The 26,615-nt window shown below is 71.6% G+C and carries 31 protein-coding genes, 1 tRNA gene and 1 other RNA gene; 22 read left to right on the top strand and 11 right to left on the bottom strand.

Going from position 1 to position 26,615, the window contains the following annotated elements; all coding sequences use genetic code 11:
* The 3 genes from efeB to V7793_RS04780 all read left to right on the top strand — a co-directional run.
* The coding region (gene efeB / locus V7793_RS04790) for an iron uptake transporter deferrochelatase/peroxidase subunit (RefSeq protein ID WP_335581628.1) at positions 1–1,110 on the top strand (1,110 nt) is incomplete at its 5' end.
* Between the two features lie 31 nt (positions 1,111–1,141).
* Positions 1,142–2,110, top strand: coding sequence for an iron uptake transporter permease EfeU (gene efeU / locus V7793_RS04785; RefSeq protein ID WP_335581627.1), 969 nt, complete (start codon positions 1,142–1,144; stop codon positions 2,108–2,110).
* Positions 2,061–2,969 (top strand): hypothetical protein, encoded by a 909-nt coding sequence (locus tag V7793_RS04780; RefSeq protein WP_335581632.1) that lies wholly within the window; start codon positions 2,061–2,063, stop codon positions 2,967–2,969. Before efeU ends, V7793_RS04780 begins: the two co-directional genes overlap by 50 nt.
* 18 nt (positions 2,970–2,987) lie before the next feature.
* On the opposite strand, the gene V7793_RS04775 is transcribed toward V7793_RS04780, so the two are convergent.
* Entirely contained in the window at positions 2,988–3,710 is a 723-nt protein-coding gene (locus V7793_RS04775) for a bifunctional DNA primase/polymerase (protein WP_335581626.1), read from the bottom strand.
* A 163-nt stretch (positions 3,711–3,873) separates the two neighbouring features.
* Entirely contained in the window at positions 3,874–4,506 is a 633-nt protein-coding gene (locus tag V7793_RS04770) for a TetR/AcrR family transcriptional regulator (protein ID WP_335581625.1), read from the bottom strand.
* Positions 4,507–4,624: 118 nt separating this feature from the next.
* Here V7793_RS04770 and V7793_RS04765 point away from each other — a divergent pair, with 118 nt between their 5' ends.
* Both V7793_RS04765 and ddaH read left to right on the top strand, forming a co-directional pair.
* A complete protein-coding gene (locus tag V7793_RS04765; RefSeq protein ID WP_168091894.1) occupies positions 4,625–4,807 on the top strand; it encodes a DUF6243 family protein in 183 nt (60 codons plus the stop codon).
* Between the two features lie 115 nt (positions 4,808–4,922).
* Entirely contained in the window at positions 4,923–5,753 is an 831-nt protein-coding gene (ddaH, locus tag V7793_RS04760; protein WP_335581624.1) for a dimethylargininase, read from the top strand.
* Between the two features lie 22 nt (positions 5,754–5,775).
* On the opposite strand, the gene V7793_RS04755 is transcribed toward ddaH, so the two are convergent.
* The 3 genes from V7793_RS04755 to V7793_RS04745 all read right to left on the bottom strand — a co-directional run bounded on the left by V7793_RS04755 (position 5,776) and on the right by V7793_RS04745 (position 9,796).
* The gene (locus V7793_RS04755; RefSeq protein WP_335581623.1) at positions 5,776–6,795 is read right to left on the bottom strand and encodes a small ribosomal subunit Rsm22 family protein; all 1,020 of its coding nucleotides are present in this window, start codon (positions 6,793–6,795) and stop codon (positions 5,776–5,778) included.
* A 54-nt stretch (positions 6,796–6,849) separates the two neighbouring features.
* Complete coding sequence (locus V7793_RS04750; protein WP_335581622.1) at positions 6,850–8,145, bottom strand: multidrug effflux MFS transporter; 1,296 nt, start codon at positions 8,143–8,145, stop codon at positions 6,850–6,852.
* A gap of 172 nt (positions 8,146–8,317) precedes the next feature.
* A complete protein-coding gene (locus tag V7793_RS04745) occupies positions 8,318–9,796 on the bottom strand; it encodes an alkaline phosphatase D family protein (protein WP_335581621.1) in 1,479 nt (492 codons plus the stop codon).
* 156 nt (positions 9,797–9,952) lie between these two features.
* Here V7793_RS04745 and V7793_RS04740 point away from each other — a divergent pair, with 156 nt between their 5' ends.
* Positions 9,953–10,687, top strand: a complete 735-nt coding sequence (locus V7793_RS04740) for a hypothetical protein (RefSeq protein ID WP_335581620.1) — start codon at positions 9,953–9,955, stop codon at positions 10,685–10,687.
* 14 nt (positions 10,688–10,701) lie between these two features.
* Here V7793_RS04740 and eda read toward each other — a convergent pair whose 3' ends face one another.
* Together eda and yaaA are read right to left on the bottom strand one after the other, a co-directional pair.
* Positions 10,702–11,364, bottom strand: coding sequence for a bifunctional 4-hydroxy-2-oxoglutarate aldolase/2-dehydro-3-deoxy-phosphogluconate aldolase (eda, locus tag V7793_RS04735; protein WP_335581619.1), 663 nt, complete (start codon positions 11,362–11,364; stop codon positions 10,702–10,704).
* 76 nt (positions 11,365–11,440) lie between these two features.
* Complete coding sequence (yaaA, locus tag V7793_RS04730) at positions 11,441–12,247, bottom strand: peroxide stress protein YaaA (RefSeq protein WP_335581618.1); 807 nt, start codon at positions 12,245–12,247, stop codon at positions 11,441–11,443.
* 239 nt (positions 12,248–12,486) lie between these two features.
* Between yaaA and V7793_RS04725 the strand changes: the two genes are divergently transcribed.
* The 3 genes from V7793_RS04725 (at position 12,487) to V7793_RS04715 (ending at position 15,210) form a co-directional block, all read left to right on the top strand.
* Complete coding sequence (locus V7793_RS04725; protein ID WP_335581617.1) at positions 12,487–13,950, top strand: RNB domain-containing ribonuclease; 1,464 nt, start codon at positions 12,487–12,489, stop codon at positions 13,948–13,950.
* 82 nt (positions 13,951–14,032) lie between these two features.
* An RNA gene (gene rnpB / locus V7793_RS04720) (RNase P RNA component class A) lies at positions 14,033–14,435 on the top strand.
* A gap of 424 nt (positions 14,436–14,859) precedes the next feature.
* A complete protein-coding gene (locus V7793_RS04715; protein WP_335581616.1) occupies positions 14,860–15,210 on the top strand; it encodes a hypothetical protein in 351 nt (116 codons plus the stop codon).
* A 596-nt stretch (positions 15,211–15,806) separates the two neighbouring features.
* On the opposite strand, the gene V7793_RS04710 is transcribed toward V7793_RS04715, so the two are convergent.
* Positions 15,807–16,322: an ImmA/IrrE family metallo-endopeptidase gene (locus V7793_RS04710; RefSeq protein WP_335581615.1), complete on the bottom strand. Its 516-nt coding sequence runs from the start codon at positions 16,320–16,322 to the stop codon at positions 15,807–15,809.
* 120 nt (positions 16,323–16,442) lie between these two features.
* On the bottom strand, positions 16,443–16,991 hold the full coding sequence (locus V7793_RS04705) for a helix-turn-helix domain-containing protein (RefSeq protein ID WP_335581614.1): 549 nt from the start codon (positions 16,989–16,991) through the stop codon (positions 16,443–16,445).
* 221 nt (positions 16,992–17,212) lie between these two features.
* Here V7793_RS04705 and V7793_RS04700 point away from each other — a divergent pair, with 221 nt between their 5' ends.
* The 7 genes from V7793_RS04700 to V7793_RS04670 all read left to right on the top strand — a co-directional run bounded on the left by V7793_RS04700 (position 17,213) and on the right by V7793_RS04670 (position 20,621).
* On the top strand, positions 17,213–17,533 hold the full coding sequence (locus V7793_RS04700) for a helix-turn-helix transcriptional regulator (RefSeq protein WP_335581613.1): 321 nt from the start codon (positions 17,213–17,215) through the stop codon (positions 17,531–17,533).
* A 223-nt stretch (positions 17,534–17,756) separates the two neighbouring features.
* Positions 17,757–18,002, top strand: coding sequence for a hypothetical protein (locus V7793_RS04695; protein WP_335581612.1), 246 nt, complete (start codon positions 17,757–17,759; stop codon positions 18,000–18,002).
* A 70-nt stretch (positions 18,003–18,072) separates the two neighbouring features.
* Complete coding sequence (locus V7793_RS04690; RefSeq protein WP_335581611.1) at positions 18,073–19,050, top strand: mucin-2; 978 nt, start codon at positions 18,073–18,075, stop codon at positions 19,048–19,050.
* On the top strand, positions 19,047–19,499 hold the full coding sequence (locus V7793_RS04685; protein ID WP_335581610.1) for a hypothetical protein: 453 nt from the start codon (positions 19,047–19,049) through the stop codon (positions 19,497–19,499). The genes V7793_RS04690 and V7793_RS04685 overlap by 4 nt, the downstream gene beginning before the upstream one ends.
* The gene (locus V7793_RS04680) at positions 19,450–19,752 is read left to right on the top strand and encodes a WhiB family transcriptional regulator (RefSeq protein ID WP_335581609.1); all 303 of its coding nucleotides are present in this window, start codon (positions 19,450–19,452) and stop codon (positions 19,750–19,752) included. Before V7793_RS04685 ends, V7793_RS04680 begins: the two co-directional genes overlap by 50 nt.
* Positions 19,749–19,943, top strand: a complete 195-nt coding sequence (locus V7793_RS04675; protein ID WP_335581608.1) for a hypothetical protein — start codon at positions 19,749–19,751, stop codon at positions 19,941–19,943. The genes V7793_RS04680 and V7793_RS04675 overlap by 4 nt, the downstream gene beginning before the upstream one ends.
* Positions 19,944–19,970: 27 nt before the next feature.
* Positions 19,971–20,621: a hypothetical protein gene (locus tag V7793_RS04670; RefSeq protein ID WP_335581607.1), complete on the top strand. Its 651-nt coding sequence runs from the start codon at positions 19,971–19,973 to the stop codon at positions 20,619–20,621.
* A gap of 76 nt (positions 20,622–20,697) precedes the next feature.
* Here V7793_RS04670 and V7793_RS04665 read toward each other — a convergent pair whose 3' ends face one another.
* Both V7793_RS04665 and V7793_RS04660 read right to left on the bottom strand, forming a co-directional pair.
* Complete coding sequence (locus V7793_RS04665) at positions 20,698–21,045, bottom strand: hypothetical protein (RefSeq protein WP_335581606.1); 348 nt, start codon at positions 21,043–21,045, stop codon at positions 20,698–20,700.
* Positions 21,046–21,313: 268 nt separating this feature from the next.
* Positions 21,314–21,496 carry a hypothetical protein gene (locus tag V7793_RS04660; RefSeq protein ID WP_335581605.1) on the bottom strand — a complete coding sequence of 61 codons (183 nt, stop codon included), beginning with the start codon at positions 21,494–21,496 and terminating at the stop codon, positions 21,314–21,316.
* Positions 21,497–21,920: 424 nt separating this feature from the next.
* On the opposite strand from V7793_RS04660, the gene V7793_RS04655 reads away from it, so the two are divergent.
* The 6 genes from V7793_RS04655 to V7793_RS04630 all read left to right on the top strand — a co-directional run bounded on the left by V7793_RS04655 (position 21,921) and on the right by V7793_RS04630 (position 26,609).
* Positions 21,921–22,115: a helix-turn-helix domain-containing protein gene (locus V7793_RS04655; RefSeq protein WP_335581604.1), complete on the top strand. Its 195-nt coding sequence runs from the start codon at positions 21,921–21,923 to the stop codon at positions 22,113–22,115.
* Complete coding sequence (locus tag V7793_RS04650; RefSeq protein WP_335581603.1) at positions 22,112–23,047, top strand: class I SAM-dependent methyltransferase; 936 nt, start codon at positions 22,112–22,114, stop codon at positions 23,045–23,047. Before V7793_RS04655 ends, V7793_RS04650 begins: the two co-directional genes overlap by 4 nt.
* A gap of 182 nt (positions 23,048–23,229) precedes the next feature.
* Positions 23,230–23,325: transfer RNA gene (locus V7793_RS04645), tRNA-OTHER, on the top strand.
* Between the two features lie 635 nt (positions 23,326–23,960).
* Positions 23,961–24,386, top strand: a complete 426-nt coding sequence (locus V7793_RS04640; protein WP_335581602.1) for a phage terminase small subunit — start codon at positions 23,961–23,963, stop codon at positions 24,384–24,386.
* Between the two features lie 64 nt (positions 24,387–24,450).
* Positions 24,451–24,708, top strand: coding sequence for a hypothetical protein (locus tag V7793_RS04635; protein WP_335581601.1), 258 nt, complete (start codon positions 24,451–24,453; stop codon positions 24,706–24,708).
* A 149-nt stretch (positions 24,709–24,857) separates the two neighbouring features.
* On the top strand, positions 24,858–26,609 hold the full coding sequence (locus tag V7793_RS04630) for a terminase (RefSeq protein ID WP_335581600.1): 1,752 nt from the start codon (positions 24,858–24,860) through the stop codon (positions 26,607–26,609).
* The last annotated feature ends 6 nt before the right edge of the window (positions 26,610–26,615 follow it).

Genomic DNA, 26,615 nt, shown 5'->3' with positions numbered 1-26,615 from the left:
GGGGACGCGGTCCCCTTCCACGGCGCCCACCAGGCCGGCATCTCCACCCCCGTCCAGGACCGGCTGCACTTCGCCGCCTTCGACGTGACGACGAGCGACCGCGCCGCGCTGGTCAAGGTGCTCCAGGAGTGGACGGCCGCCGCCGCGCGGATGACCGCCGGTCACGAGATCGGCGAGGGCGCGGTTCCGGGCAACGACGAGCTGCCGCCGGACGACACCGGCGAGGCCCTCGGGCTCAAGCCGTCCCGGCTGACCCTCACCTTCGGCATCGGCCCCGGCCTGTTCGAGAAGGACGGCAAGGACCGGTTCGGCCTGAGGGACCGCCGCCCCAAGGCCCTGATCGACCTGCCGGTCTTCCCCGGCGACAACCTCGACGCGGCCCGCAGCGGCGGCGACCTGTGCGTCCAGGCCTGCGCGGACGACCCGCAGGTCGCCGTGCACGCCATCCGCAACCTGGCCCGCATCGGCATGGGCAAGGTCGCCATCCGCTGGTCGCAGCTCGGCTTCGGCAAGACGTCCTCGACGACGCCCGACGCGCAGACCCCGCGCAACATGATGGGCTTCAAGGACGGCACCCGGAACATCGCCGGCACCGACACCGACCGCCTGGACCAGCACGTGTGGGTCGGCGAGAAGGACGGCCCGGACTGGATGACCGGCGGCTCGTACCTGGTGGCCCGCCGCATCCGGATGCACATCGAGACCTGGGACCGCACCTCGCTCGCCGAGCAGGAGGACATCTTCGGCCGCGACAAGGCCGAGGGCGCGCCCGTCGGCAAGCAGCGCGAGCACGACGAGCCGCTGCTGAAGGCCATGAAGCCCGACGCGCACGTGCGCCTCGCCCACCCCGACAGCAACAACGGCGTGACGATCCTGCGCCGCGGCTACTCCTTCACGGACGGCACGGACAAGCTCGGCCGGCTGGACGCCGGGCTGTTCTTCATCGCGTACCAGAAGGACGTCCGGGACGGGTTCGTGCCGCTGCAGATGAACCTGGCGCGCAACGACACCCTCAACGAGTACATCCAGCACGTGGGTTCGGCGGTCTTCGCCGTGCCGCCGGGCGTCCGGGACGAGGACGACTGGTGGGGCAAGGCCCTGTTCGCATGATCACCGGTTCTTCCCGGGGAGGAGATGCCGCGTGTTCGGCAACTATCTGATCGGCCTGCGCGAGGGCCTGGAGGCCAGCCTGGTCGTCTGCATCCTCGTCGCCTACCTCGTCAAGACCGGGCGGCGGGACGCCCTGCGCCCGGTCTGGGCCGGCATCGCCGCGGCCGTGCTGCTGAGCATGGGCTTCGGCGCGCTGCTCCAGTACGGCTCGCAGACCATGACCTTCGAGGCCCAGGAGTTGCTCGGCGGCTCGCTGTCGATCATCGCCGTCGGCCTGGTGACGTGGATGGTCTTCTGGATGCGGCGCACCGCGCGGCACCTGAAGAAGGAGCTGCACGGCAAGCTGGACGCCGCGCTCGCGATGGGCACGGGCGCGCTGGTCGTCACCGCGTTCCTGGCCGTGGGCCGGGAAGGGCTGGAGACCGCGCTGTTCGTCTGGACGGCCGTGCAGGCCACCGACGACGGGGTCCGGCCGCTGGCCGGCGCGCTGCTCGGGCTGCTCACGGCCGTCGTACTGGGCTGGCTGTTCTACCGCGGCGCGCTGCGGATCAACCTGGCGAGGTTCTTCACCTGGACCGGCGCCATGCTGATCGTGGTCGCGGCGGGCGTGCTCGCCTACGGCTTCCACGACCTGCAGGAGGCCGACTTCCTGCCCGGCCTGGGGGACAAGGCGTTCGACGTCAGCGAGCAGGTCCCGGCCGACAGCTGGTACGGCACCCTGCTCAAGGGCGTCTTCAACTTCCAGCCGGACCCGACCTGGCTGCAGGTGGCGGCGTGGGCGCTGTATCTGGTACCCACCCTCCTGTTCTTCTTCGCCCCGGGTAGGGTGGCGCCGAACCGAGCAGCCACCAAGGAGTCGAAGCCCGATGAGACGACGGGGGGCCGGCGGACCGCGCACGACGCGGACGGCGGTGACGGCGGCGGCGCTGCTGCTGACGGCGACCGGGTGCATGACGGTGCACGGGGAACGGGAGATCGTCCCGTCGGTGGGCAGGGCTGAGGCCGCCAAGGTCCTCAAGGCCTTCACCGACGGCTACAACGAGGGTTACCGCAAGCTCGACCCGGCCGTCATCGCCCGGGTCGAGACCGGTGCGCTGGCCGAGATAGGCAAGGCCGACCTGGCGGCGCAGAGCGTCCAGACGCCCGGCGGCAACCCGAAGTACCCCTCCCTGGTCCTCGACGACGCCCGCTTCGCGATACCCGCGCAGGCCGGCTGGCCGAAGTTCTTCCTCGCCGACACCCGCAGCAACCGCGACGCCAACCGCTGGCTCGTGGTCTTCACGCGGTACGGGGTGAAGGAGCCGTGGAAGGCGGCCTACCTGTCGATCGTCAGCCCGGGGAAGGTGCCGGAGTTCACCACCGGCAAGGACGGCCACGCGGAGGCCGTCCCAACGGCCGCGGGCAAGGACCACGGCCTGATGGCCGACCCGGGCAAGGTGAGCGCCGCCTACACCGACTTCCTGCGCACCGGCAAGGGCAGCTTCGTGCCGGGCCCGCGGACCACGGGGCTGCGGGAGGAGCGCGACAAGGTGCGCCGCACGGCCACCTTCTGGACGGAGTTCATCGACACCCCCGAGAAGGCCCCCGCCTTCCCCGCTCCGGCGCTGCGGACCAAGGGCGGCGGTGCGCTGGTGTTCTTCACCGCGCACCACCGGGAGAAGCGCACGATGGCCGAGGGGCTGCGGCCCGCGGTCACCGATCCGCGGACGAAGGCGCTACTGAAGGGCGAGCTCAAGCGCTCGGTGACGTACACGCGGGTCTCGGAGGCGGCGGTCGAGGTGCCCCCGCGGGACGCGGACGGCGGGATGATCAACTTCCTCAACCGGATCGACACCATGACGGCCGCGCAGGGCGAATAGCGCGCCGGTCCTGCCGGGTCAGCGGCCGATCGGCCAGGCCGCCTCGTGATCGGGGCGGCCGCCCGCGTACTGGGCGCAGGCGTCCGTGAGGGTCTCCAGGAGCGTCAGCGGATCCGGCAGCGGCCGCTCCGGGCCCTGCAGCCAGGCCACGCCGGACTCCTCCGGCAGCCGCGAGGGGGGCAGCAGCACATAGCTCCCCCGGCAGTGCCAGCGCAGGCCCGGATGCTCGTCCATCGTCTCGGGGTGGCAGTCGAGCTCGCAGGGCCACCACTCGTCCTCGTCGTCCGGGGTGCCGCGGGTGGCGGTGAAGAAGAGCATGCGGTCGGGGGCGACGGTGGCCACGGGCCCGGTCTCGACGCCGGCCTTCTGCAGCCGCTCCAGGGCCTGCCGGCCGGCCTCCAGGGGGACGTCGAGCACGTCGTGCGCGATGCCGGTGGCGGTGACGAAATTGGCCTCCGGCTGGCTGCGCAGCCACGCCGTGACCTTCTCGGCGTCGGTGGTGGCGAGGGTCTGCCAGGCGAAGGAGACGGGGTGGCGCCCGGGGGTGGGACAGCCGATGCGCTCACAGGAACAGCCGTACCCGGAAGGGTGGGCGGCCGGGGCCAGCGGGAAGCCCGCGGCTGCCGCGGCCAGGAGCAGTTCCTCGCGGGCGGCCTCGGATGCCGCGCCCGTGCCCGTACCGCCGGCCGCTCCGCTCCTGGGACGGCGCAGCCACTGGGAGAACCTGCTCTTGCGTTCCATCTATCCCCTCACTTCGACCGCGGTCTCCGGTCAATGCTGCCACCATCCTGCGCCCGGTGTGACCGCCGGACGTATCCAGGGGGTGTGAGACCGGCCGCTCGCGCGGGCGGGGCCATCTATCCGGTCCGCCGTCCCCGCCGGTCCGGAGCCTGCGCCGGACGGGTCACGGGCGCGGCGCGAGACCGCGCAGGGCGAGGTCGAGGACGGCGTCCGCGTAGGCGTGGGTGAGCGGCAGGGTGCGGTTCAGCCAGCGGTGGAAGAGCGGGCCGACCAGCAGTTCGAGGGCGATGCGGACGTCGGCGTCCGGGTCGACCTGGCCCGCCTCCTGGGCGGCGCGCAACCGGCGGGCGTACGCCTGGAGCTGGGGTTCGAGGACCTTCTCGGTGAGGGCGCGGCCGAGCTCGGGGTCGTTGGCGGTCTCGGAGACCAGGGCGCGGGTGGGGGCGTCGAGGCGCGGGTCGTTGAGCTCGTCGACGGTGGCCCGCAGCACGGTCCTGAGGTCGGCCGCGAGGTCGCCGGTGTCCGGGAGCTCGACGCCGGCGGGGTCGACGCCCTCCAGGACGCAGGCCTCGAAGAGGACCGCCGCCTTGGAGGGCCACCAGCGGTAGATGGTCTGCTTGCCGACTCCGGCGCGGGCGGCGATGGCCTCGATGGTGAGTTTCGCGAAGCCGGTCTCGCCGATGAGTTCCAGGGCGGCGTCGAGGATCGCGCGGCGGGAGCGCTCGCTGCGGCGGGAGGCGTCGGGGGCCTTGGGGGACGGCGAGGGCGACGGGGGCGGGGTCGGGGCGTCGGTCATGGCGGCATCCTAGCCCTACATGAAGCGAGACGTATCGTCTTGACAAGACGAGACGTCTCGTTGAATGATGACAAACGAAGCGAGACGGAGCGTCTCGCTCAATCGAAGGGAGAACCCCATGAGCAGGAGCGGATCGGGCGGCATGCTCGGAGTCGGCGGCACGCGCAGCAACCTCTCCCGCAACGCCCTGCGCGGCGGCGGCCGGGGCGGGCGCGCCGGAGGCGGCGGCGACGCGGCGGCCCAGAAGCGGGAACTGCTGCGGAAGTTGCGGGAAGGGCGAAGCGGAACCACCGGCGCGTGAGTGAGCCAGCGGTAAACCACCCGTACGGTTCATGCGCCAAAGCCCGTGGAGCGTGGACGATTTGGGCACGCACGACGATCCCGTACGTGCCCAACACCACCGTGAGGAGCACTCCTTGCGCAGTACAGCTCCACGCGCGGCAACTCCGCGGCGCTATCTGATGTGCCCCCCGGCCCACTTCAAGGTCACCTACTCCATCAACCCCTGGATGGACCCGGCCAAACCGGTCGACCTGCCGCTCGCGCTCACGCAGTGGGAGGACCTCAGGGACCGCTATCTGGCCCTCGGGCACACCGTCGAGGAGCTCGAGCCCCGGCCCGGACTGCCCGACATGGTCTTCGCCGCCAACGGCGCGACCGTCGTGGACGGCCGGGTGCTCGGCGCGCGCTTCGCCCATCCCGAGCGGACCGCCGAGGCCGCGGTCCACGCGGCCTGGTTCCGGGAGCGGGGCTACGCCGACGTGCTCGAACCCGAGCACATCAACGAGGGCGAGGGCGACTTCGCCGTCACCGCCTCCTGGCTGCTGGCCGGGCGCGGCTTCCGCAGCAGCCCGCTCTCCCACCCCGAGGCGCAGGAGTTCTTCGGCCGGCCGGTGATCGGCCTCGACCTGGTCGACCCCCGCTACTACCACCTGGACACGGCGCTCTGCGTCCTCGACGACACCACCGACGGCGAGATCATGTACTACCCGGGCGCGTTCTCGGCGGGCAGCCGGGAGGTGCTGAGACGGCTGTTCCCCGACGCCCTGATCGCGAGCGAGGAGGACGCGGCGGCCCTCGGCCTCAACGCCGTGTCCGACGGGCGGCACGTGCTGCTGCCGCAGGCGGCGGTGGGGCTCTTCGAGCCGCTGCGCGCACGGGGGTACGAGCCGATCGGGATGGATCTCGGCGAGCTGCTGAAGGGGGGCGGCAGCGTGAAGTGCTGCACACAGGAGCTACGGGGCTAGCGCCGTAGCTCCCGCGCCCGGGTCACGCCCCGGCCGGAGGCCACTCGTCACCCCAGCCGGCGTCGCGGGCCACCTTGTACGCGTCTCCGTGCCGCTTCGTCACCGTCTCGCGGGTCAGGCCGTCCTCGGGCGTGCACAGTTCGAGGAGGACCTGGCCCTTGCGGATCTGCGGCTTGCGCACGATGCGGGCGGGCCCGGACGCGGGCGCCTCCGGCAGGTCGCCCCGCACCGCCGCCACGTACGAGAACTTCTCGTCCTCGTACGCCAGTGAGCCGCCCTTGACCTGCCGGTGCAGCGAGGAGCGGCTCACCCGGGCCGAGAAGTGGCACCAGTCCGTGCCCGGCTCTATCGGGCACGCCGCGCTGTGCGGGCAGGGCGCCACCACGCGGAAGCCGGCCGCGATCAGCCGGTCGCGCGCCTCGATGATCCGCAGGTAGCCGTCGGGCGTGCCCGGCTCGACGATCACGACCGCCCGCGCCGTGCGGGCGGCTTCGGCCACGACCGCGGCGCGGCCGGCGTCCGTCAGCTCCTTCAGCACGTACGAGACGGTGACGAGGTCCGTGCCCTCCGGCACCCTCAGGCCGTCGCCGATGATCCCCCGCTCCCAGCGGGCCGCGCGCAGGGCCGGCTCGGAGGCCTCCCCGGCGAGCTCGGCACCGAGCGCGAGGGCGGGCGCGGCCCAGTCCAGGACCGTCGTCTCCCGGCTCTCGCCCTCCCAGGCGGAGGCCACGGCCCATGTCGCCGCGCCCGTGCCGCCGCCCACGTCCACGTGCGAGGCGGGTACGAAGGACGGCAGCCGGTCCCGGAACGCCTCCAGCGCGGACCGCACGGCCTCGAACGTGGCCGGCATGCGGTAGGCGGCGTACGCGGCCACGTCGGAGCGGTCGCGCAGCACGGGGGCGTCGGTGGGGGTCAGCCCCCGGTAGCTGGCGATCAGCCGGTCGACGGCCTGCGCGGCCTTGCGCGGCGGCAGACCGTCGAGGAGCCCGGCGAGCGCGGTGCGCAGTTCGTCGCCGGACCGGGGGGAATGGGGGGCGTGCATTCGGAAAAGTCTAAGCGGCCGCAGCGGACGGCAGGCCCGGCGCCGCCGGCAGGCTCAGCCGCGCTTCTGCCAGGGCCGGCACAGGCCCAGGAAGCACGCCGCCGCCGCGAGCGCGCAGACCAGCTGCACCGCCGCCATCGGCACCGCCGTGCCCTCCCCCGCGATGCCCACGAGCGGCGAGGCCAGCGCGCCCAGCAGGAACGTGGACGTGCCCAGCAGGGCCGAGGCGGAGCCCGCGGCGTCGCGGGAGCGCATCAGAGCCTGGGCGTTGGTGTTGGGCATGGCCAGCCCCATCGCGGACATCAGGACGAACAACCCGCCCGCGATCGGCGCGAGGCCCGCCTTCCCGAAGACGCCGGAAGCCATCAGCAGCAGGGCCGCCGCGGCCAGGGCGATCACCACGAGGCCGACGGCGAGGGCCTTGTCGAGGCTCACGCGGCCGACCAGCAGCTTGCCGTTGATCTGGCCGACCAGCACGAGGCCGATCGAGTTGAGGCCGAAGAGCAGGCTGAAGGTCTGCGGGGAGGCCCCGTAGATGTCCTGGACGACGAAGGGGGACGCCGAGATGTAGGCGAAGAGCGCGGCGAAGGCGAAGCCGCCCGCGAGCATGTAGCCGGTGAAGACCCGGTCGGAGAGGAGGGCGCCCATCGCGCGGAGGGTCGCGCCGAGGCCGCCGGCCTGGCGCCGCTCCGGCGGCAGGGTCTCGTGCAGGAAGCGCCACACGGCGAGGGTGAGCAGCAGGCCGACGGCGGTGAGGACGACGAAGACGCCCCGCCAGTCGGTCAGGCGCAGGATCTGGCCGCCGATGAGCGGTGCGACGACGGGGGCCACACCGGAGATCAGCATGAGCGTGGAGAAGAAGCGGGCCATGGCGACGCCGTCGTAGAGGTCGCGCACGACCGCCCGGGCGATGACGATGCCGGCGGCACCGGCGAGGCCCTGCACCAGGCGGAAGCCGATCAGCAGCCCGGCGTTCGGAGCGAGGGCGCAGGCGGCGGTGGCCACCACGTAGACGGCCATGCCGGCGAGGAGGGGGCGGCGGCGCCCCCACTTGTCGCTCATGGGGCCGACGACGAGCTGGCCGAGCGCCATGCCCAGGAGGCAGGCGGTGAGCGTGAGCTGGACGGTCGCGGCGGGGCTGCGGAGCGCGCCAGTGACCTCCGGCAGGGCCGGGAGGTACATGTCCATGGAGAGCGGCGGCAGCGCGGTCAGGCCGCCGAGGACGAGGGTGACGATGAGGCCCGTGGCGCGGGCGGCACGGGCCCCGGCTATGCCGGGGCCCGTGGAGTGTCCGGCGGGCCGGGCGGGCTGCTGCTCCTGCTCGGCCGTGTCCTGGCCGGGGTCCGTCATGCGTCGCGCTCCGTGCTCCGTGGTTGTCTTCAGTTCAACCATGGTGTCATGACCGCGGCCCATGCTTGGGTCTTACACGTTATTCGGGGGGCGGGTGTGACGGGACGCACTGGCCTGATGCGCCGCCCCAGGAAGGCGGCACCGGAAGGCGGCACCGGCCGGCACTTGGCCGTCACGCCTCCCGGAGCCCCGGAGCGCCCGCCTCCGAGACGAACGACGCGGCGGTCGAGACCGGCGCGCCCGGCGTGGTGACCCCGGACACCGTCCGGAAGTCGCCCCGCACGCGCTCCGGGTCGAGCGAGACGACGACATACCCGCGCCGGGCGTCGTAGTACTTCAGGTGCGGGTTCGCCGCGCGCGCCGTCTCCCAGTCCTCGGGGCGCTCCTGCCCGTCGAAGCCGCTGGAGACGGAGGTGCCGAGGAACTCCACGCCGAGCGTGGCGGAGTCCGGGTCGTCGAAGTCCTTCTTCACCTCGTACGCGCAGTGGGTGTGGTCGTCGCCGGTGAGGACCAGGAGGTTCCGGACGCCTGCCCGCTCGGCGCCGGCCAGGACGCGGGCGCGCGAGGCCGGATAGCCGTCCCAGGTGTCCATGCTCACCCGGGAGGACTCGCCGGGCGTCTCCTTGCGCTGGGAGAAGCACACCTGCTGGGCGACGACGTTCCAGGTGGCGGTGGAGGTACGGAAACCGTCGAGGAGCCAGCGCTCCTGCGCGGCGCCGGTGATCGTGCGGGCCGGGTCCTGCGACTCGGGGCCGGGGGTGTGCCAGCCGTCCCCGTAGGCCTGGTCGGAGCGGTACTGGCGGGTGTCGAGGAGGTCGAACTGCGCGAGGCGGCCGTACCCGAAGCGCCGGTAGAGGCGCAGGTCCGGCCCGGTGGGCCGCTGGGTGCTGCGCAGCGGCATGTTCTCCCAGTAGGCGCGGTACGCGGCGGCGCGGCGGGCGCGGAAGCGGTCGACGGGGTCGTTGTCCTGGGAGACGTCGCCCGCGTAGTTGTTCTCGACCTCGTGGTCGTCCCAGGTGACGTACCAGGGGTGGGCGGCGTGCGCGGCCTGGAGCTCGGCGTCGGACTTGTAGAGGGCGTACCGCTGGCGGTAGTCCTCCAGCGTGTGCGTCCAGTGGTTGTAGAACTCCGGCAGCGGCTCGGTGTAGTTCCGGGCGCCCGCGCGGGCGTCGATGGCGTTCTCGTAGATGTAGTCGCCGACGAAGAACACCGCGTCGAGGTCCTCGCGGGCGAGGTGGCCGAGGGCGGTGTAGTAGCCCTCGTCGTACTGCTGGCACGAGATCAGGCCGAAGCGGGCGGCGGGGACGGACGCGTCGGCCCGGGGCGCGGTGCGGGTGCGGCCCACCGGGCTGATCCAGCGTTCGGCGCGGAAGCGGTACCAGTAGGCGCGGCCGGGTTCGAGGCCGCACAGGTCCAGGTGGACGGTGTGGCCGTCGGCGGCCGGGGCGGCGGCCGTGCCGCTGCGCACGACACGGCGGAAGGCGTCGTCCTCGGAGAGCTCCCACTGGACGGTGATGGCGCCCTCGGCGGGCAGGCCGTTGCCCGGCTCGTGGGGCCGGGGGGCGAGCCGGGTCCACAGCACGACGGAGTCCGGCAGCGGGTCGCCGGAAGCCACTCCGAGGGTGAAGGGGTTTGCGGAGAGGGGGGTCATGCCGTTCAGATTGCGCGCCGCTGGGGCGCCTGTGAAGAGCCGCGTCACGGCCTTCGCCGGCAGTTCCGCCGCGCCTGCTCCGTACCCGCCCGAACGACTCGTTCCAGGTGTACCGTCCCAGGAGGCGAGGCCGGACACCACGGGGGAGGTGGCGCGGTGAGCCACGACGGAGACCCTCCGCAACCACAACCGCAACCACAACCACCCGAGAACCGCTTCTGGTCCCACGTGTGGAAGTACTGGGTGACCGCCGGCCTGGCCGTGGTGCTGGCGGCGATCCTCCCGGTGCTCTTCAAGGCGGGCCCCTTCGAGGCGGACGAGGCGGGCGGGCGCGACCCGACGACCGCACCCCCGCCGGCGACGAGCCCACCGGCCCCGGCCGGCTCGTCGAGCCCTGCGGGACCGGGGAGTCCGGGAGGCACGGGGGGCTCGGGGGGTTCGGGGAATTCGGGGGGTTCGGGAAGCACAGGGGGCACGGGCGGCTCGGGTAGTTCGGCCGGCTCCGCCGGCGCGGGAACGCCGTCCCTGCCGGGCACGCCCTCACGCACCCGGTCACCGTCCTCGCCCGCGGTGTCGGCACGGGTCGTCAGCGTCCTCACCCAAGGCCCGGTCACCCCAACGGTCACCAAGGTCCAGGTGAACGTGACCTTCACCGGCCTCAAGGGCCGGACGGCCAGCATCAGGTGGCACACCTACAACGACGTCACCAAGCAGAGCATGAGCGGCGACAGTGTGATCGGCTCCCCGGTCCTGGCCTGGGACAGCACGGACTGGCACCCCACGTTCCTCGTCCCGACCCCGTCGGTGCGCTGGCAGCTGCAGGTCACGGCATACGGCCCGGACGGCAGGCAACTGGCCACGAACCACTCCGACTTCACGTTCGGGTCGTAGCGGGCCGTGATCCGTCAGGCAGGGGCCGTCGCGCCGGGCCCCAGCCGGGCCGCCCGGGTGGCCAGTTGTGTGATCCGGGGCCAGTCGTGGCGGGCGAGGGTGGCCGGGGGGAGCATCCAGGAGCCGCCGACGCAGGGGACGTTCGGCAGGGCCAGGTAGGACGGGGCCGTGCCGGGGCCGATGCCGCCGGTGGGGCAGAAGCGGGCGCCGGGGAGCGGGGAGGCCAGGGACCGGAGGTACGGCGTGCCGCCCGCGGCCTGCGCGGGGAAGAACTTCATGTCGCTCACCCCGCGCTCCAGCAGGGCCATGACCTCCGAGACCGTCGAGACGCCCGGCAGGAACGGCAGCCCCGTCCCCCGCAGGGCCTCCAGGAGCGGGTCCGTCCAGCCCGGGCTGACCAGGAAGCGGGCGCCGGCGCGGACCGCCGCTTCCGCCCCGGCCGGGGAGAGGACGGTCCCCGCGCCCACGACCGCCTCCGGGACCTCCGCGGCGACGGCCCGTATCGCATCGAGCGCCGCTTCCGTCCGCAGCGTCACCTCGATCGCCGGCAGCCCGCCCGCGACGAGCGCGCGGGCGAGGGGCACCGCGTCGGACGCGTCGGAGAGGACGGCGACGGGGAGGACGGGGGCGAGGCCGAGGACGGAGGCGGGCGCCGGGACGGGCGTGGCGGCGGTCACGGGGCCATCCTGCGCACCGCCGCCACTTAACGCAACAGCCGTTGCACTATATGCAACGAAGGGCCGCGAGGGGCCCTCAGAGCTCGGTCACCACCACGTCGAGCGCCCACGGCTTGCCGCCCTTCGCGGGCGCGCCGCCCTCCACCGCGTACCCGAGGCCGCGCAGCGCCTCCGCGAGCTCCGCCGGCCCGGCCGGCTCCGCGCCCGCCGTCAGCAGGTCCCGGACCAGCCGGCCCTTGGTGGCCTTGTTGAAGTGGCTCACGACGGACCGCTTCTCCACCCCGTCCACGACCTTCGACTGCAGCACCCGGACGGTCGCCGTCCGCTCGGCGAGCGCGCCCTTGGGCTTCCACGCGGCGGCGTACGCGGCCGACCTGAGGTCGAGCACCATCCCGTCGCCCGCCTCCTGCGGCAGGTGGTCGTCCATGACGCCGCGCCAGTACGCGCCCAGCGCGCCCAGGCCCGGCAGCTTCACGCCCATCGAGCAGCGGTACGAGGGGATCGCGTCACCGACCCGGACCGCTCCCCACAGCCCCGAGAAGACCAGCAGCGAGCGCTCCGCCCGCTCCCGCGCCGCCGCGTCCAGCGAGGCCAGGCCGAGCGCGTCGTAGAGGACGCCGGTGTAGACCTCGCCCGCCGGGCGGGTGCCGGCCGTCCGCAGCGCCGCGTTCTTCGCGATCTCGCCCCGCAGCCCCGGGGACAGGCCGAGCACCTCCGCGGCTTTGTCCTCGTCGCCCGCGCAGAGCTCCACGAGCTCCGCCAGCACGGTCTCCCGCGCCGCGGCCAGCCCCGGCAGCGACAGCGCACCGGCCTCCAGCGCGGCCCCGGCGCCGGAACCGACGGCGGCGGCCTTCCCCTCGGACGGCGGCAACAGCACGAGCACGGTGTCTTCTCCCATCGGTACGGATACGGGTCGGTGCGAGCAGAGGCCGCGGGCCGCGCGGCAGCGGCACCGGCCCGTCGGCACCGGTCCGCCGGCGCCGGCACCGGAACGCCCAGCACGCCCGGCCTCCCCGCACGCCCCGACGAGCCTAACGCCGACCCCGGCCCCCGGCTCCCGGCCCCGACGCCGCGCGCCACGCTCGCCGTGCCCCACGCCCGCACCGGAAATACGCTCGTCCCATGCCTCGCCGCAAGATGCACGTGACCGACGCGGACGGCAGCCCTCTGCGGGCGGCGCTGCGCCGGCTCCGCGAGGACACCGGGGTGACCGAGGAGTTTCCCGCCGACGCCCTCGCGGAGGCCGAGCAGGCCGCGCGCCGGCCGCGCCTCCCGGCGTACGACGCCACCGGACTGCCGCTGTTCACCATCGACCCGCCCGGCTCGATGGACCTCGACCAGGCCATGTACCTGGAACGGCGCGGCGGCGGAGGGTTCCGCGTGCACTACGCGATCGCCGACGTCGCCGCCTTCGTCCGCCCCGGCCAGGCCCTGGACGCCGAGGCGCACCGCCGCGTCATGACGCTCTACTACCCCGACGGGCGCGTCCCCCTCCACCCCGGCGTCCTCGGCGAGGGCGCGGCCAGCCTGCTCCCCGACCACAGCCGGCCCGCCCTGCTGTGGCGCTTCGACCTCGACGCCGACGGCCGCGTCGAGGGGACGGACCTGCGGCGCGCGCTCGTCCGCAGCCGGGCCCGGCTCGACTACGCGGCCGTCCAGGCCGCCGTGGACTCCGGCAGGGCCGAGGAGCCGCTGGCCCTGCTGCGCGAGATCGGGATGCGGCGCGAGGCGCTGGAGCGCGCCCGGGGCGGCATCTCCCTCAACGTCCCCGAGCAGGAGATCGTGCGCCGCGGCGGCCACTACGCGCTCGCCTACCGCACGCCCCTGCCCGCGGACGGCTGGAACGCCCAGATATCCCTGATGACCGGCATGGCCGCGGCCGGCCTGATGCTGCGCGCGGGCACCGGCATCCTGCGTACCCTGCCCGCCGCGCCCGAGCGGGCGGTCGACCGGCTGCGGCGCGTGGCGCGCGCCCTCGGCGTCACCTGGCCGGAGAACATGCCGTACGCGGTCGTCGTCCGCGCGCTCGACCCCTCCCACCCCCAGCACGCGGCCTTCCTCCAGGAGTGCACGGCGCTGCTGCGCGGCGCGGGCTACACCGTCTTCGACCGCGAACGCCCCGCGGAACGCCCGCTGCCCGCGGACCCCGGCCACGCCGCCCTCGCCGCCCCGTACGCGCACTGCACCGCCCCCCTGCGCCGCCTTGTCGACCGCTACACCGGCGAACTGTGCCTCGCCGCGGCCGCCGGCACCGACCCGCCCGAGTGGGTGCGCGCCGCGCTCGACGCCCTGCCCGCAGAAATGGAGACGGGGGCGCGGCGCGCCGGCCAGGTGGAGCGGGAGTGCGTGGACCTGGTCGAGGCGGCGCTGCTGCGCGACCGGATCGGCCAGGTCTTCGACGCCTACGTGGTGGACGTGCAGGCGGACCGCCCGACCGCGGGCACGGTCCATCTCTACGAGCCTGCGGTGATCGGTCACATCGAGGGCGACGGCGACGGCCCTCCCCTGCCCCTGGGGCACCGCATGCGCGTCCGGGTGATCGAAGCGGACCCCGGCCGCGACAAGGTGTGGTTCGCCCCGGCCTGACCGGGAGCGGCCGCGACGGCCTCCCGGTTCTCCCGGGGCGATCGTGACAGCCCCCGCCAGGTAGCATGGTCGGCACGGCGGACGAGCCGGCCGGGCGGCCGCGTGGGGTCTTCGGATCCCCCGAGGAACGTCCGGGCTCCATACGGCAGGGTGGTGGGTAACGCCCACCCGGGGTGACCCGCGGGACAGTGCCACAGAAAACAGACCGCCGGAGGCCGCGAGGCTTCCGGTAAGGGTGAAACGGTGGTGTAAGAGACCACCAGCGCCTGAGGTGACTCAGGCGGCTAGGTAAACCCCACCCGGAGCAAGGTCAAGAGGGGCCGCCTTCGCGGCGGCCCTGCGCGGACGATCGAGGGCTGCCCGCCCGAGTCCGCGGGTAGACCGCACGAGCCTGCCGGCAACGGCAGGCCTAGATGGATGGCCGCTACCCCGGGCCCCGCAAGGGACCCGGGTGACAGAACCCGGCGTACAGGCCGACTCGTCCGCCTCTAACCCCCTCTGACCTGCGAAAACAGGCTCAGAGGGGGCTTCTTTTTTGGCCCTGGGGAGAATCTGGGGAGAATCCGCCGGAGCTCTCTGCGTCCCGGCCTGCGTCTGTACCGCCGCGCGGGCGGCGAACGCCAGCAGCGAGCCGAGGGCGGCCACGCCCCGGGCCCCGGACTTCGGCATGAAGTGCACGTAGGTCCGCAGCGTGAACGCCGGGTCGCTGTGACCGAGCCAGGCAGCGAGTTGAACGATCGTCTCGCCGGCCGCCAGGACGATCGACGCGAAGGTGTGGCGGAGGGCGTGGAAGCCGTCCTCGCGCGGCATGGACCACTTCACGCGCCGCAGTGACGGGCGACCGGGCCGCGGGACGACGGTGATCTCCGGCTCCGGGATCACACCGGCCGCGACAAGGGCCGGCTTCCAGTGCTTCTCGTCGAACGTGGACCGGTTGATCGCACCGCCGCTCTTCCCGCCGGTGCGCGTGGTGGTGACCAGCAGACGCACCGTGACCAGCGGGCGTTTGTCCCACGCAAGGTTCGGCCGGTCAGGGTCGACCCACGGCAGCGTGACGTCCACCGTGCCGAACTCGGCGATGTGCGCATTGACGGCTTCGGCGAGCTCGGGCGGGCAGGGCGCCTCACGGGTCTTGTTGCCCTTCGGCGGGGCGAACGCGAGCTTGCCGCCGATCTTGACGACCTGCCGGGTCACCTGGATGACGTCACCGTCCATGTCCTCCGGGGAGAAGCCGAACGCTTCGCCCTGCCGGAGCCCTGAGCCGACGGAGAGGTCCACGAGCACGCGGTACCTGCCGGCAAGGGCTCTCCGCACCGCCGTGACCGTTTCGAGCGGCCACGCCTTTGCCTTGCTCTCCGGCTTCTTCGGTGGCTTCAGGTCCGGGTCACGAAAGGGGTTCGCGCCGATGCGCTTCGCCTTGTGCGCGGCCTGCATGATGCTGGAGAAGTGGCGCCACGTTGTCCGCAGCGTGTTGACGTCGATGTCCTCCTCGGCTCGGGTCTGCCACTCCTTGACCTCGTCGAAGCCAATCTGGTTCAGCATCAAGTGGCCGACGTGCGGGAGTATGTGCTTGAAGACGCGGGGCCGCATCGACTCCTTTGTCCCCGGCGGCACGCGAAGGGTCGGCCACCACTTCTCCTCGACGTACCACCGGAGCGTGACGTTTCCGTCGCGCGGGTCGATGAAGGTGCCTCGGGTGCTGTCGGTCTGCGAAGTGGAGAGCCAAGTCTTGGCGTCTTCAAGGAGGTTGAAGGAGCAGTCCGCGACGCCGGGTATACCGGCCACCTTGTAACGCTTTCCTATGCCGTAACGGGCAGTCCGTTTGCGCTTTCCGGTGACCGGGTCCTTCTTCTTGGTCAGCCAGCGATCCTCAATGTATCCAGGCATTCAAGTTCGTTTCTGTACAGGCGAAGCCGCACACGAAGCATGTGCTCCGTGACTTGCAGCTCCTGCGCCGCTTCTTCGTAGGAGTGCGCCCAGCGCATCGCAGCCTCAAGGGCAGCGGTAGAGATCAGCCGGCGGGCCGCCGCCTCATCGGCGCGGCTCTCCTGCCGGCGACCCCACGTCCGGGCGGAGGGGTGCTCGATCCCGCGACAGTCGACGTCACCGCGTTGCGCGTGCTCCAGCTCGTGGGCGAGCGCGCAACGCTCCTGGACGGTCGTGAGGCGGTTGGCGACGATGATCAGGCGGCGGGACGGCACCCACCATGCCCACGAGTCGGAAAGCTCTGCATGCCGAATGTGCAAGCCGAGTTCTTCGGCCCGCTCCCAAGGGGAGTAGGGCTCGCCGGCGGTTTCCGGCACACGGGTGCACACGGGGCCGACCAGTGAAAGCCGCGCGATGCGGCCTTTCCGATCGAAGGCATGGGTCATCGTTCGTTCCCCCAATTCAAGCGAGAAGTAGCCATCTGATCATGAATGGATGCACAGGTACGTGCAAGTGGCATTCATCGTGGTATTCGCTTGAAGTGGGGTATGTCTGGAACGGGGTTGTTACAGGTTTTCGTCGTCAAACTGGCGGATGGCTTCCTCCACCGCGCGACGGTCGCTCTCGGGTCCGCCGTCGCCCTTGGGCGAGTGGGCGACCGCTTCGAAGTGTTCTTGCGTCAGCCTGGGGCGTTCCGACTGTGCCCGGATGGTGGCGGCGAACAGCCTTTGAGTGGCCGCCTCGAAATCCGCAATCGCCTGCGGCGGGGCCCCGTGCTGCTGGCACGCCATTTGGAACTTGAGTGCGCCGTACATGGCTTGGGAGACCCGGTCCAGGCTCGGCTGCACTTCTACGACCGGGGTGGCCGGCGCGGGGGCGGGGCCGCCCGACAGGATGTCGTCGATGCAACTGGGCGCCCACTTCAGGGCGTCCGCGATATTCGTCAGCGTGTACGGGCGGCGGCCTTTCGGTGCCACGCCCTTCTCGGCGTTCTTCACGCTGCCCACGGACACGTTGGCCCGGTCGGCGAGCTGCTGCTGACTCAGGCCCTGGCGTTCCCGTTCCTGCCGCAGGGCGGTGCCGAGTCGCTGCCAGCGCTCGTTTGACTCGTTCACGATCCTTGCCCCGTCGTTGGCTCGTGGTTCCCCTGGATATAGCCAAGGTACGTCCCCCCTCTCTTGATCTGCAACGCATGGGAACGCGTTGCAACGCCATGGAACGCCAACGAGCCAACGATGTCAATCGAATGGTTTTGATCGCTTGTTTCGTTGCCCTTCGTTGTCTAAGTTGATGGCGCGGGGTGCAACAAGGTCCCCGCTGAACCCAGGGGGGTTTTGTGATCACTGGTGCCGTCATCGGCTCATCCGCGGCCCAGGGGGACGTCATCCGGCCCGCTGTCCTGCGCACCGCGCAGGCCGCCGCGTACCTCGGCGTTGCCGTCCCCACCCTGCGCACCTGGCGCCACCGCCGCCGCGGACCCAAGTCCTTCCGCATGGAAGGCCACGTCGTCTACCGGCTCGCCGAGCTGGACGCCTACCTGGATGCCTGCGAGGCGGCCGACTCCCGGTCCAACTCCGAGCTCAACCCGCTCAACCGGGCACCGCGGCCGAAGCGCGACCGGTCCGGTCGCAGGACAGATGACCGGTGCGCGGCATGAGTGCCTGGATCATCATCGGATCCCTGCTCGTAGCCGGTGCGACCGTGGCGTGGCTGCTCCACGCCGAAGGCGTACCCGGCCGCCGACGTGGCCGGCACCGCGGTGGTGACGTCCGATGACCGCACCGCCGAGGACCGTTCATGTTGCGCAGTTCCGTGCCGAGCGCCGCGCGAACCAGCTCTTGCAGCGCATTCGGGCAACGGTCGGCCGTGACCAACTCCGGTTGGTCCAGGCGCTGATTGTCGACCACGGCCTGACGCGGCCGGAGTTCTCCGCGAACGACTTCCGCGACCTGCTCCCGGACCTGCCGCACGGGCTCCTCGGCGCCGCGGTGCGCGGCCTGGCCGCGTCCGGCACGATCACCGCCACCGGCCGGACGGTGCCGAGCACGTCGCCGGCGACGCACGGCCACCGCATCAGCGTCTACCGCATCACCGCGGCGCCGGAGGAGACAGCGCCCGCAGTGTGAACGCGCCCGACCGGCGACCAGGACCGGCGGGCCGCGTGCAGTCATCAGTACCAGGGGAGGGAACAGAAACATGTGGGCGCGGCTGGACGACGGCTTCCACTCACACCCGAAGATCATCAGGGCGGGCAACGCCGCCGCCGGTCTGCTCGTGCGAGTGATCTCGTATGCGGGGCAGCACCTGACGGACGGCATCGTCCCGGGCGCGGTCGTGCGTGAGTACGGGACCGCCCCGCAGATCCGCAAGCTGTCCGCCGTCGGATTGCTGCACACCGCCGGGCACGAATGCGCGCGCTGCCCGCAGCCGGACCCGGGCGACTACCTCGTCCACGACTTCCTCGACACCAACCCCTCCCGGGCCCGCGTCAACGCCGACCGCGAGCGCGCCGCGGAGCGCCAACGTGAAGCACGAGCGGCGAAAACTGCCGCTGCTTCGGGGACGAACCGCGCGCGATCCACATCCGGTTCACGCCCGAAGCGCACACGAAACGACGCTGATTCGACGCCGCATTCTCCGGCGGCGCCGCAGGTCAAGGGGGTGCGTCACGCCGGACGCCTCGCGGGCGCGCACGCTGACCCGACCCGTCCCGACCCGAGTTCTATCCCTGACGGGATAGAACAGTCCCCCCTTCACCCCCCACAGCGCACAGCGACCGGGCCGGAGGCGGCCGGCGTCCCTGCCTTCGCACAGCCCCTTGCGGATCAGCTCACCGCGGCCGGATGTCACGTGGGATGGCGGACCGACAGCAGCGACCGCGATGCACTCCGCCGACACCTCGACCGCATCCCCGCCGACCGGCTCGTGGACGCCGCACGCCGCGCATGGAACCCCGCCAACCCGCCAAGGACCATTCGCTACCTGCTGAAGGTCTGGGACGCCCTGCCCGACACCCCCACCGACGCACCCGCCGCACCTACCCCCGGCCCCGTCGTGGAACGGCACCAAGCCGCCGCGGACGACCAGTTCGCCCGAGCCATGGAACGCGCCCGCGCCCGCATGGCCGCCGAAGACGCAGCCGAGACCGACGCACAGAAAGCCCTGATCGCGTGACCCCTGAAGAAACGGTTGCCCTGACCCGCTACGTCCGCGCCATCTGCCCCGGCCAGCGCTTCGACGAGTACACCCCGGACGCCTGGCACGACGTCCTCGCCCCCTACAGCCTCGCCGACGCCCGCGCCGCCGTCGTCGCCCTCGTGGACAGCGGCAAAGCCTTCGTGGCCGTCGGCGAGATCACCGCCAAGGTGCGCGAGCTGCGCGCCGGCCGGTCCCGCCACATCCACGGCCCCGGGCAGCCACCGGAGATCCCCGACGCCGACCCCGACGACATCCCCGCCTACCTCGCCGCCGTCCGGGCCCAGCGCATCCGCGCCGCCGACCCCACCGCCCGCCGCCGCCCCCTGGCCGAACTCCTCGCCGCCACCGGCCGCCACATCCCGAAGGAATCCCGACGTGCTCCCCTTCAAGATCAGTCCACCGCCCTACGTCCCCCGCAGCGATGACTACCGGGTGCCCTGCACGTCCGCCCCCGAGCTGTTCTTTTCCCCCGACCGGCAGGAACTGCCCGACGAGCACGCCGAACGCATAGTCGCGGCGAAGCGCATTTGCTCCGGCTGCACGATCCGTGCCACGTGCGGTGCCTGGGCGCTCGAGAACCGGGAGTGGGGCATCTGGGGCGGCCACACCGAGGCAGAACACGGCTACCGACCCACCACCCGCCGCCTGGTCACACGCACGGAGGCCGCCGCCGCATGATCCGGGACACCGCGAGCACCATCACGGACGCCCGCCTGGACGACCTTTACGAGCGGCTCGCCACCGCCGCCCACATTGCCGACACCCTCCTGAGCACCACTCGCCGACACGGGGAAGTAGTGACGGCCCTCCGCGCCCTCTGTGTCGGCGACATCACCCCCGAGGACGCCATAGCCCATTCCGCCGGCTGACGCCGCCCGCAACGAAGAGAAGCGCCAATGACGCACACCGACCGCCCCACCTGCATCATCTGTCCCCGACCCCTGTGGGACACCGAGCAGCACCGATACGCCTGCCGTCCCTGTGAACGACGGATTGCCGATCACCTCGACCAGCTCCCGGACCTCGTACACGACCTGCACGGCCTACTCACTCCCGGTTCCGGCCGCGGACTCGACGGCCCTCGCGCCCGCGTCAGCAGCGAACCGAAGGCACCGATCCGCCTCGACATCCTCGACCGCATCGCCGCCGCCACGGCCACGCTCGACAGCTGGCTCGCCGACTGGCACGACCACCTCGAATGGGCGCCCCCCTCGTACCGTGCAGACCCGCTCACCGAGGCCGCCGCCGCACTGCGTACCAACCTCCCCTGGGCAGTTGAAAAGCACGCTGCCGTGGACGACTTCGCGCGGGAAATCGCCGAGTTGCACAGCGACGCAACGGGCTTCCTCGACCCTGCCCGGCGCGCCCGTCGTATCGGCCACTGCCCCGCCCCCGCGACCGATGACCCCACGCAGGCGTGCGGTGCCGTCTTGCGCTACGTCCCCGGGGCAACCACGGTCACGTGCCGGTGGTGCGGAACGGTCTGGGACGCCATCGACCTGGGTGCCGCCTTGGCCCTAGGCGCGTTGTCCCGACAGGTCGCGTGACGAACCTGACGGTGAATCGTTCCGTCCGTGCGCCCCGGCGCGGGTCCTGGTGGGGCTTGTACCGGGGCGCAGGAGTTCACGAGAACCTGACCGAGCGGAACTTCTGCCGGGCATTGCCTACGCCAGTCTTGGCCTTGACGGAGTATCGGTTGCCGGTGCAGTTGGTCTCCGACCATGTCGTGGCTTTTGTGCTGGCCCTGTTATTGGCAGCGAACGCGGGCTTGGTCTTCTCCGGGTCTGCCGCCTGCGGGATGACGATGCATTCCTTGCTTACCGGGTTGTTCAGGTAGCCGAACTGGTTGGCTCCATTCGCGTCGACGTAGGTGTAGGAGAACTCGCCCTCAGCGGCGGAGGCCGGGCCGGGAGCGGTGAGCAGAAGGGTGAGGGCGCAGGCAGCGGCGGATGCGATGGCGCGTAGGCGCATCAGGTGGAATCCTCACGTCGCAGGGGGTTACTCAGGCAACCCCGCACTGCCCAGCGCACCGCACGTGTAAGCCTTGCCCCGACCGAACCGGGATGACGAAACGTTAATGCGTCCCCCGGTCGGAGTAGTCCCGTACAAGAGTGCGCCCGCTCCTGGCGGGCCGTGGCTCGGCCTGCACTGAAGCGGGCGACGCCCGCGAGAGGGCGGTCACCCCAAGCCCCCTTGGGGCTTGGGCGCCACTCAGGGGGCGTGGGCGCAGGGGTAGGCCCTACGCACCCTTGGTCAGGCTCTCGACGATGCCCTCGGCGCCCGTAATGAAGTTCTGGACCGTTTCGACAGTGGCGGCGGCCGTGTTGACGACCGTGCTGTCATCGGTGTCGGCGATGGCGGGTGTGGTGAGGGCGCCCAGGAGCGCGGCGGTTCCTAGAATGACGGCGGCGATACGACGCATGGCTACATGCCTTTCGAGCAAGGTGGGTTGGGCCCGACTCGGCGGCTGGTTCGAGTCGTACCGCAATTGCCCAAGCGGAACGTCATATATGCGCCATTCACCCGAACGGGCAGAGAGGCTCCTCGCTTGCGAGGCAGCCCCCGAGGGCGCGTCCGGTGAGTCAGTCACGAACCACCGGACAGTGCCTAACCCGCCCCACGCCGAGCGGAGTGGGACACCAACCGCGGCAGTCCTGCGACCGGGCGGGCAGGCCCTAGCTGTCTGACCAGCACGGGTGTTTGGGGTTTCCCTCCGACCGTGTCACACTCAATCGCAGCACCCCCCGTATGTCCGCATACCGGTGCGAAAGCCAGAAAGCCCCTTCGGCCCCTCTCCCCCCCCGGGCCGGAGGGGCTTTCGCGTATCAAGGGGGTGGCAGACGCACGTGTCCCCAAGTACCCCCGTCATCTGCGACACCGTCGCCGCCGCCGCTTACGTCAAGGTCACGCCGGCAACGGTCCGCCAGTGGATACGCCGCGGCCACATCCAGCGGACCGGATACGACACCGCCGGCCGGGCCCTGGTCGATCTCCGCGAAGTCCGCGCCTACCTAACCAAGCGGAGCGCCACGGCAGCGTGAGCGCCCGCACGAAAGGCCGCGCCGTGTCCCAACTGGCCCTGATCGACGCCGCACCCGTGACTACCGGGCGCGGCCTTCCGGGCATACAGCCCTTCTCCGTCCTCCGGACAGACCTGGGACCGTGGCGGGACCGCCGCCGTGCCTGGGAAGACCTCGGACTGCACAGCCGGCGGGGGCGCGAGCACGTCACCACGTACAGCACGGTGGACGCCTTCGGCCGGAAGATGGCCGAGGTCAACGGCGGTCTCTCCACCTTCGACCCGGTCCTCGCCGAAGCCTCCTATTCCTGGTACTGCCCGGAAGACGGGCGAGTCCTTGACCCCTTCGCCGGTGGCTCCGTGCGCGGCCTCGTGGCCGCCAACGGTGGTTACCAGTACACCGGCATCGACCTCTCCCCCTTCCAAGTCGACGCCAACGAGGAAGCCGCCGCCAACTGGCGCGCCCGTGACCTACTCGCAGCCGAACCCCGATGGATCCTCGGCGACGCGCTCGAAGAACTCCCCGAACTGGCGACCGCACACGCGGACTACGTCTTCACCTGCCCGCCGTATCACGACCTGGAGCGGTACAGCGATCACCCGGCGGACCTGTCCACCATGAGGTGGGCGGAGTTCGCCACGGCGTACAGCGCGATCATCGCGGAGACCGTCCGCTGCCTGGCGCCGGACCGATTCGCCACCTGGGTCGTGGGGGAAGTGCGCGGCAGCACCGGACACCTGCGCGGCCTGATCCCGCTCACCATCGCCGCCCACGAAGCCGCAGGCGCCCGCCTGTACAACGACGCCATCTTGGTCAACACCCTCGGCACCGTCCCCATGCGGCTCGGCGCGCAGTGGCGCGCATCCCGCCAGCACGGGCGCCACCACCAATACGTCCTGACCTTCGTCAAGGGCGACCCCCGGAAGGCCACGGCCGCACTCCCGTCTCTGTAACCCCGCCGTCCCGCCCGCACGCGGGGATGGCAGATCCCGCCACGGTGGCCCCCTGCCCGGGGCAGCCGGTTCGACTCCGGCCGGGACCACTGGGGAGTCCGTACCGCCCATTAGTAACCGGTCCTCGGTCCCGCCCCCGAGGACGAGCCGAACGGGGTTGCAAGCCCGTGCGGACTCCCCACGCCCGCCTGACCCAAGGGAGAGGTGCGCGGCCACTGTGCGGCATCCGCCGCAGTTATGCCGCAGAGGTCCGGGTTCGAACCCCGGGGCGGGCACCAGTTCCACCGTCACCGACCTGCCCGGAGGTGACGCGCCCTGCCCTGGCACACCAGCAACCGGGCCGCCCGCCTGCCGGGGAATTGGTCGGTGATCCGCACCCGCGTCCTCGCCCGTGACCCGGTGTGCCGCATCTGCGGCGTCCGCCCGTCGACGCAGGTCGACCACATCAAAGCCATGACTGACGACCACCGCGACCGGGTCCTACAGGGCGTGTGTGGCCCCTGCCACGCCCAGAAGAGCGCGGCGGAGGGCGCCGCCGGCCGTGCGCGCCGCCCCGGCCGGCGCCGCCCCGATGACCCTCACCCCGGCCGCCTTGATCACTCTGAGTGACGGGCCTGGCGGTTGGCCCTGGGGGGTGTCCCCCCTCCCCGGATCTGACCCAGGGCGATGGGCAATGCACCCGCCATCGTGTACGGGTTTCCGAGCCCGCGAACGGTGGCCCATGACCACGTTGCCCGTGCATCACGCATCCTGCTGCTACTCAGGGTGGCCTGCCGAGGTCGTGAGGCAACGTGCGGGAACCGCCTGCCACGACGAGTAGCCCGTCCTCCCTGGACGGCCGGCCCGGGGCGTCAGCAGGCGGTCTTCCGCTCCCCCTCTTTGTCCGAGCACACGAGTAGCCGGAGGTGATCGCGTGGGCGCCCGAGGACCCGTACCGAAACGGTCAACCGAACGACGTCGCCGCAACAAGGACGGTGGCGAACCGGTAAGCGCAGCGTCGGCACCGGGCACGGCCGAGTGGCCGGAGCCGGACGCCGGTTGGCACGCCATCGCTCGTGACTGGTACTGCTCCCTGTCCACCTCGGGGCAGGCGCAGTTCTACGAGCCGTCCGACGTGGCCACGGCCCGGTACGTCGCCGAAGCCATGAGCCGCAACCTCGCCGCCGGACGGTTCTCCGCCCAGCTCTTCGCCGCCGTCTCCTCCGCCATGACAGAACTCCTCACCACCGAAGGCGCCCGCCGTCGAGTCCGGATCGAACTGGAGCGGGAGCCGGTCGGGCAGGAGACCCCCGCCGGCGTCACCGCTATCGCCCACTACCGGGCGGCGCTCGGCGCCTGAGAAGTGGTGCCAAAGCCTCGTGAGGTCCAGGCGTAACCGTGAGGCTCATCCGACGTTTCTCAGGATGATCATTCCTTATGACCTGGAGGAACGTATGCGCGTACGCACTGTCCTGGCGGTAACGGTCTTCACGGCGACGGCGCTCTTTGGCGGCGCCGGCCTGGCGACCGCCGCTCCCCAGGGCTGCACGGCACTGGATGACCAGTACACGCTCCCGGTGAACAAGATCGCTGGCGAGCGGCTGGAGTTCGTTATCGGCAAGGAAGGCAGGGAAACCTTCGTGGACAAGCTGTTCTGCGTCGACGTGCTCAGGATGGGCTGAGCCAGCCCATGGAGAGTGCCCCGCAGCGGGGGTAGCCTGCGGGGCACTCTTGCATCTCGCCCCTGCTTCGCGAACGCCCTCACACAGAGATGCGAAATGCCTTCGGCCCTGGGCTCGGACACGCTTTCTGGCCTCCGCGCCTTCGGGGGGTGGTCACCGCGGCTGCCTCCGTTGCTGAGGAAGACCTTCCGCCGGACGTCATCGAGCCCGTGGCCCTCGGGCCGACATGGAAGCGCGACGAGTCCGGGCGGTTCGTGCTGCCGGAGCTCTCGTTGGGCTGGCACGTCCTGTCGTGGACGGCCCAGTACCTTCAGCACTCCGCCGGCCAGCCGTGGCGGTACACCCCGGAACAGGCCCGGTTCACGCTCTGGTACTACGCGATCGACCCGGTGACGGGCCGCTTCCTGTACCGGGACGCGGTCTTCCAGCGACTGAAGGGCCACGGCAAGGACCCCCTTGCCGCGACCTACGCTGCCACTGAATTCGTCGGGCCGTGTCGCCCGTCGGGACAACTCGCCGGCCCCGGTCATCCGTCGGGCGTACCGGTGGGGCAGCCGCTCGGGCAGCCCCACCCGGAAGCGTGGGTCCAACTGGCCGCGGTCACTCAGTCGCAGACCCGCAACACCATGACGATCTTCCCTTCGCTCTTCAGCCCGCGGGCCGTCGAAGAGTTCTCAATCGACCTTGGTAAAGAGGTCATTTACGCGCACAAGGGCCGGGCGAGGATCGAGGCAGTCACCTCTTCACCGCGAGCTTTGGAAGGGGCCAGGGCGTCCTGGAGCTTGATCAACGAACCGCATCACTGGCTCGCCACCAACTCGGGCCATGAGATGGCGGCCGTCATCGAGCGCAACGCCACCAAGTCCGCAGATGGCAGTGCCCGCACGCTTGCGATCACCAACAGCTACGAGCCGGGCGAGGACAGCGTCGCTGAGCGGACGCGGGAGGCGTGGGAAGCTGCGCAGGCCGGCCGTGCTGTCGACACCGGACTCCTCTACGACTCCTTGGAGGCACCGCCCGGCGCGAAGCTGAACGCCGCGTGGGCGCCGAAGGTGATCGAGGCCGTGCGCGGCGACGCCACCTGGCTGGACATCGACCGCATCGTGGCCTCGATCCTGGACGTCCGTAACCCGGCCAGCCGGTCCCGGCGCTTTTGGTACAACCAGGTCGTGGCCGCCGAGGACGCGTGGCTGGCCCCGTATGAATGGGACGCCTGCACCCGCCCCGACCTGGCCCTGTCCGACGGGGACGAGATCGTCGTGTTCCTCGACTGTTCCAAGAGCGACGACGCCACCGGTCTGGTGGCCTGCCGCATGTCCGACGGCCACGTGGTCACGCTCGGAGTCTGGCAGCGCCCGCCGCAGGTCGACGTGTGGAACGTGCCGCGTGAGGAGGTCGACGGCATCGTGGACGCCACGTTCGCCCGCTTCCGGGTGCTGGCGTTCTTCGCCGACCCCGGTACCGGAGAGGATCAGGACGACGGGCGCCGCTACTGGGACCGGTTCATCGACGCGTGGGCGGAACGTTACGGCGCCCGCCTCCTGGTCCACGCCACGACGACTGGCACCCGCCGGCACGCCATCGAGTGGGACATGGGTGGGGACCGGCGCCGCCAGGAGGAATTCACCGCCGCCGTAGAGCGCACCCACGTGGACATCCTGGAACGCCAGCTGACGCATGACGGCCACAAGGTCACGCGCACTCACGTCCGTAACGCGCGCCGCCGCGTGAACGCCTTCGGCGTCACGATCGGCAAGGAACACCGCGCCTCCTCCCGGAAGATCGACCTCGCCGTGTGCATGGTCGGTGCCCGCATGCTCCGCCGCTTGGTCATCAACAGCAGCAAGTACGGCAAGCGCCCGCGGGCGCGCGGCAAGGGACGCGTGATCGTCCTCGGCTAGGAGGTG

It is taken from the genome of Streptomyces sp. KLMMK (assembly GCF_036961605.1).
GTDB classification, from domain to species: domain Bacteria; phylum Actinomycetota; class Actinomycetes; order Streptomycetales; family Streptomycetaceae; genus Streptomyces; species Streptomyces telluris.
The sequence above is the reverse complement of the archived record's forward strand: the minus strand, read 5'-3'. Positions and strand labels throughout refer to the sequence as shown.

Coding starts and splice junctions, on each gene's coding strand:
- V7793_RS04780 (WP_335581632.1), top strand. CDS start 2,061: ATGACGGTGCACGGGGAACGGGAGATCGTCCCGTCGGTGGGCAGGGCT.
- V7793_RS04755 (WP_335581623.1), bottom strand. CDS start 6,795: ATGCACGCCCCCCATTCCCCCCGGTCCGGCGACGAACTGCGCACCGCG.
- V7793_RS04665 (WP_335581606.1), bottom strand. CDS start 21,045: ATGCGCCTACGCGCCATCGCATCCGCCGCTGCCTGCGCCCTCACCCTT.
- V7793_RS04670 (WP_335581607.1), top strand. CDS start 19,971: ATGACGCACACCGACCGCCCCACCTGCATCATCTGTCCCCGACCCCTG.
- V7793_RS04765 (WP_168091894.1), top strand. CDS start 4,625: ATGAGCAGGAGCGGATCGGGCGGCATGCTCGGAGTCGGCGGCACGCGC.
- V7793_RS04710 (WP_335581615.1), bottom strand. CDS start 16,322: ATGACCCATGCCTTCGATCGGAAAGGCCGCATCGCGCGGCTTTCACTG.
- V7793_RS04675 (WP_335581608.1), top strand. CDS start 19,749: ATGATCCGGGACACCGCGAGCACCATCACGGACGCCCGCCTGGACGAC.
- V7793_RS04725 (WP_335581617.1), top strand. CDS start 12,487: ATGCCTCGCCGCAAGATGCACGTGACCGACGCGGACGGCAGCCCTCTG.
- V7793_RS04635 (WP_335581601.1), top strand. CDS start 24,451: ATGATCATTCCTTATGACCTGGAGGAACGTATGCGCGTACGCACTGTC.
- V7793_RS04775 (WP_335581626.1), bottom strand. CDS start 3,710: ATGGAACGCAAGAGCAGGTTCTCCCAGTGGCTGCGCCGTCCCAGGAGC.
- V7793_RS04660 (WP_335581605.1), bottom strand. CDS start 21,496: ATGCGTCGTATCGCCGCCGTCATTCTAGGAACCGCCGCGCTCCTGGGC.
- V7793_RS04770 (WP_335581625.1), bottom strand. CDS start 4,506: ATGACCGACGCCCCGACCCCGCCCCCGTCGCCCTCGCCGTCCCCCAAG.
- V7793_RS04750 (WP_335581622.1), bottom strand. CDS start 8,145: ATGACGGACCCCGGCCAGGACACGGCCGAGCAGGAGCAGCAGCCCGCC.
- V7793_RS04690 (WP_335581611.1), top strand. CDS start 18,073: ATGTGGGCGCGGCTGGACGACGGCTTCCACTCACACCCGAAGATCATC.
- V7793_RS04745 (WP_335581621.1), bottom strand. CDS start 9,796: ATGACCCCCCTCTCCGCAAACCCCTTCACCCTCGGAGTGGCTTCCGGC.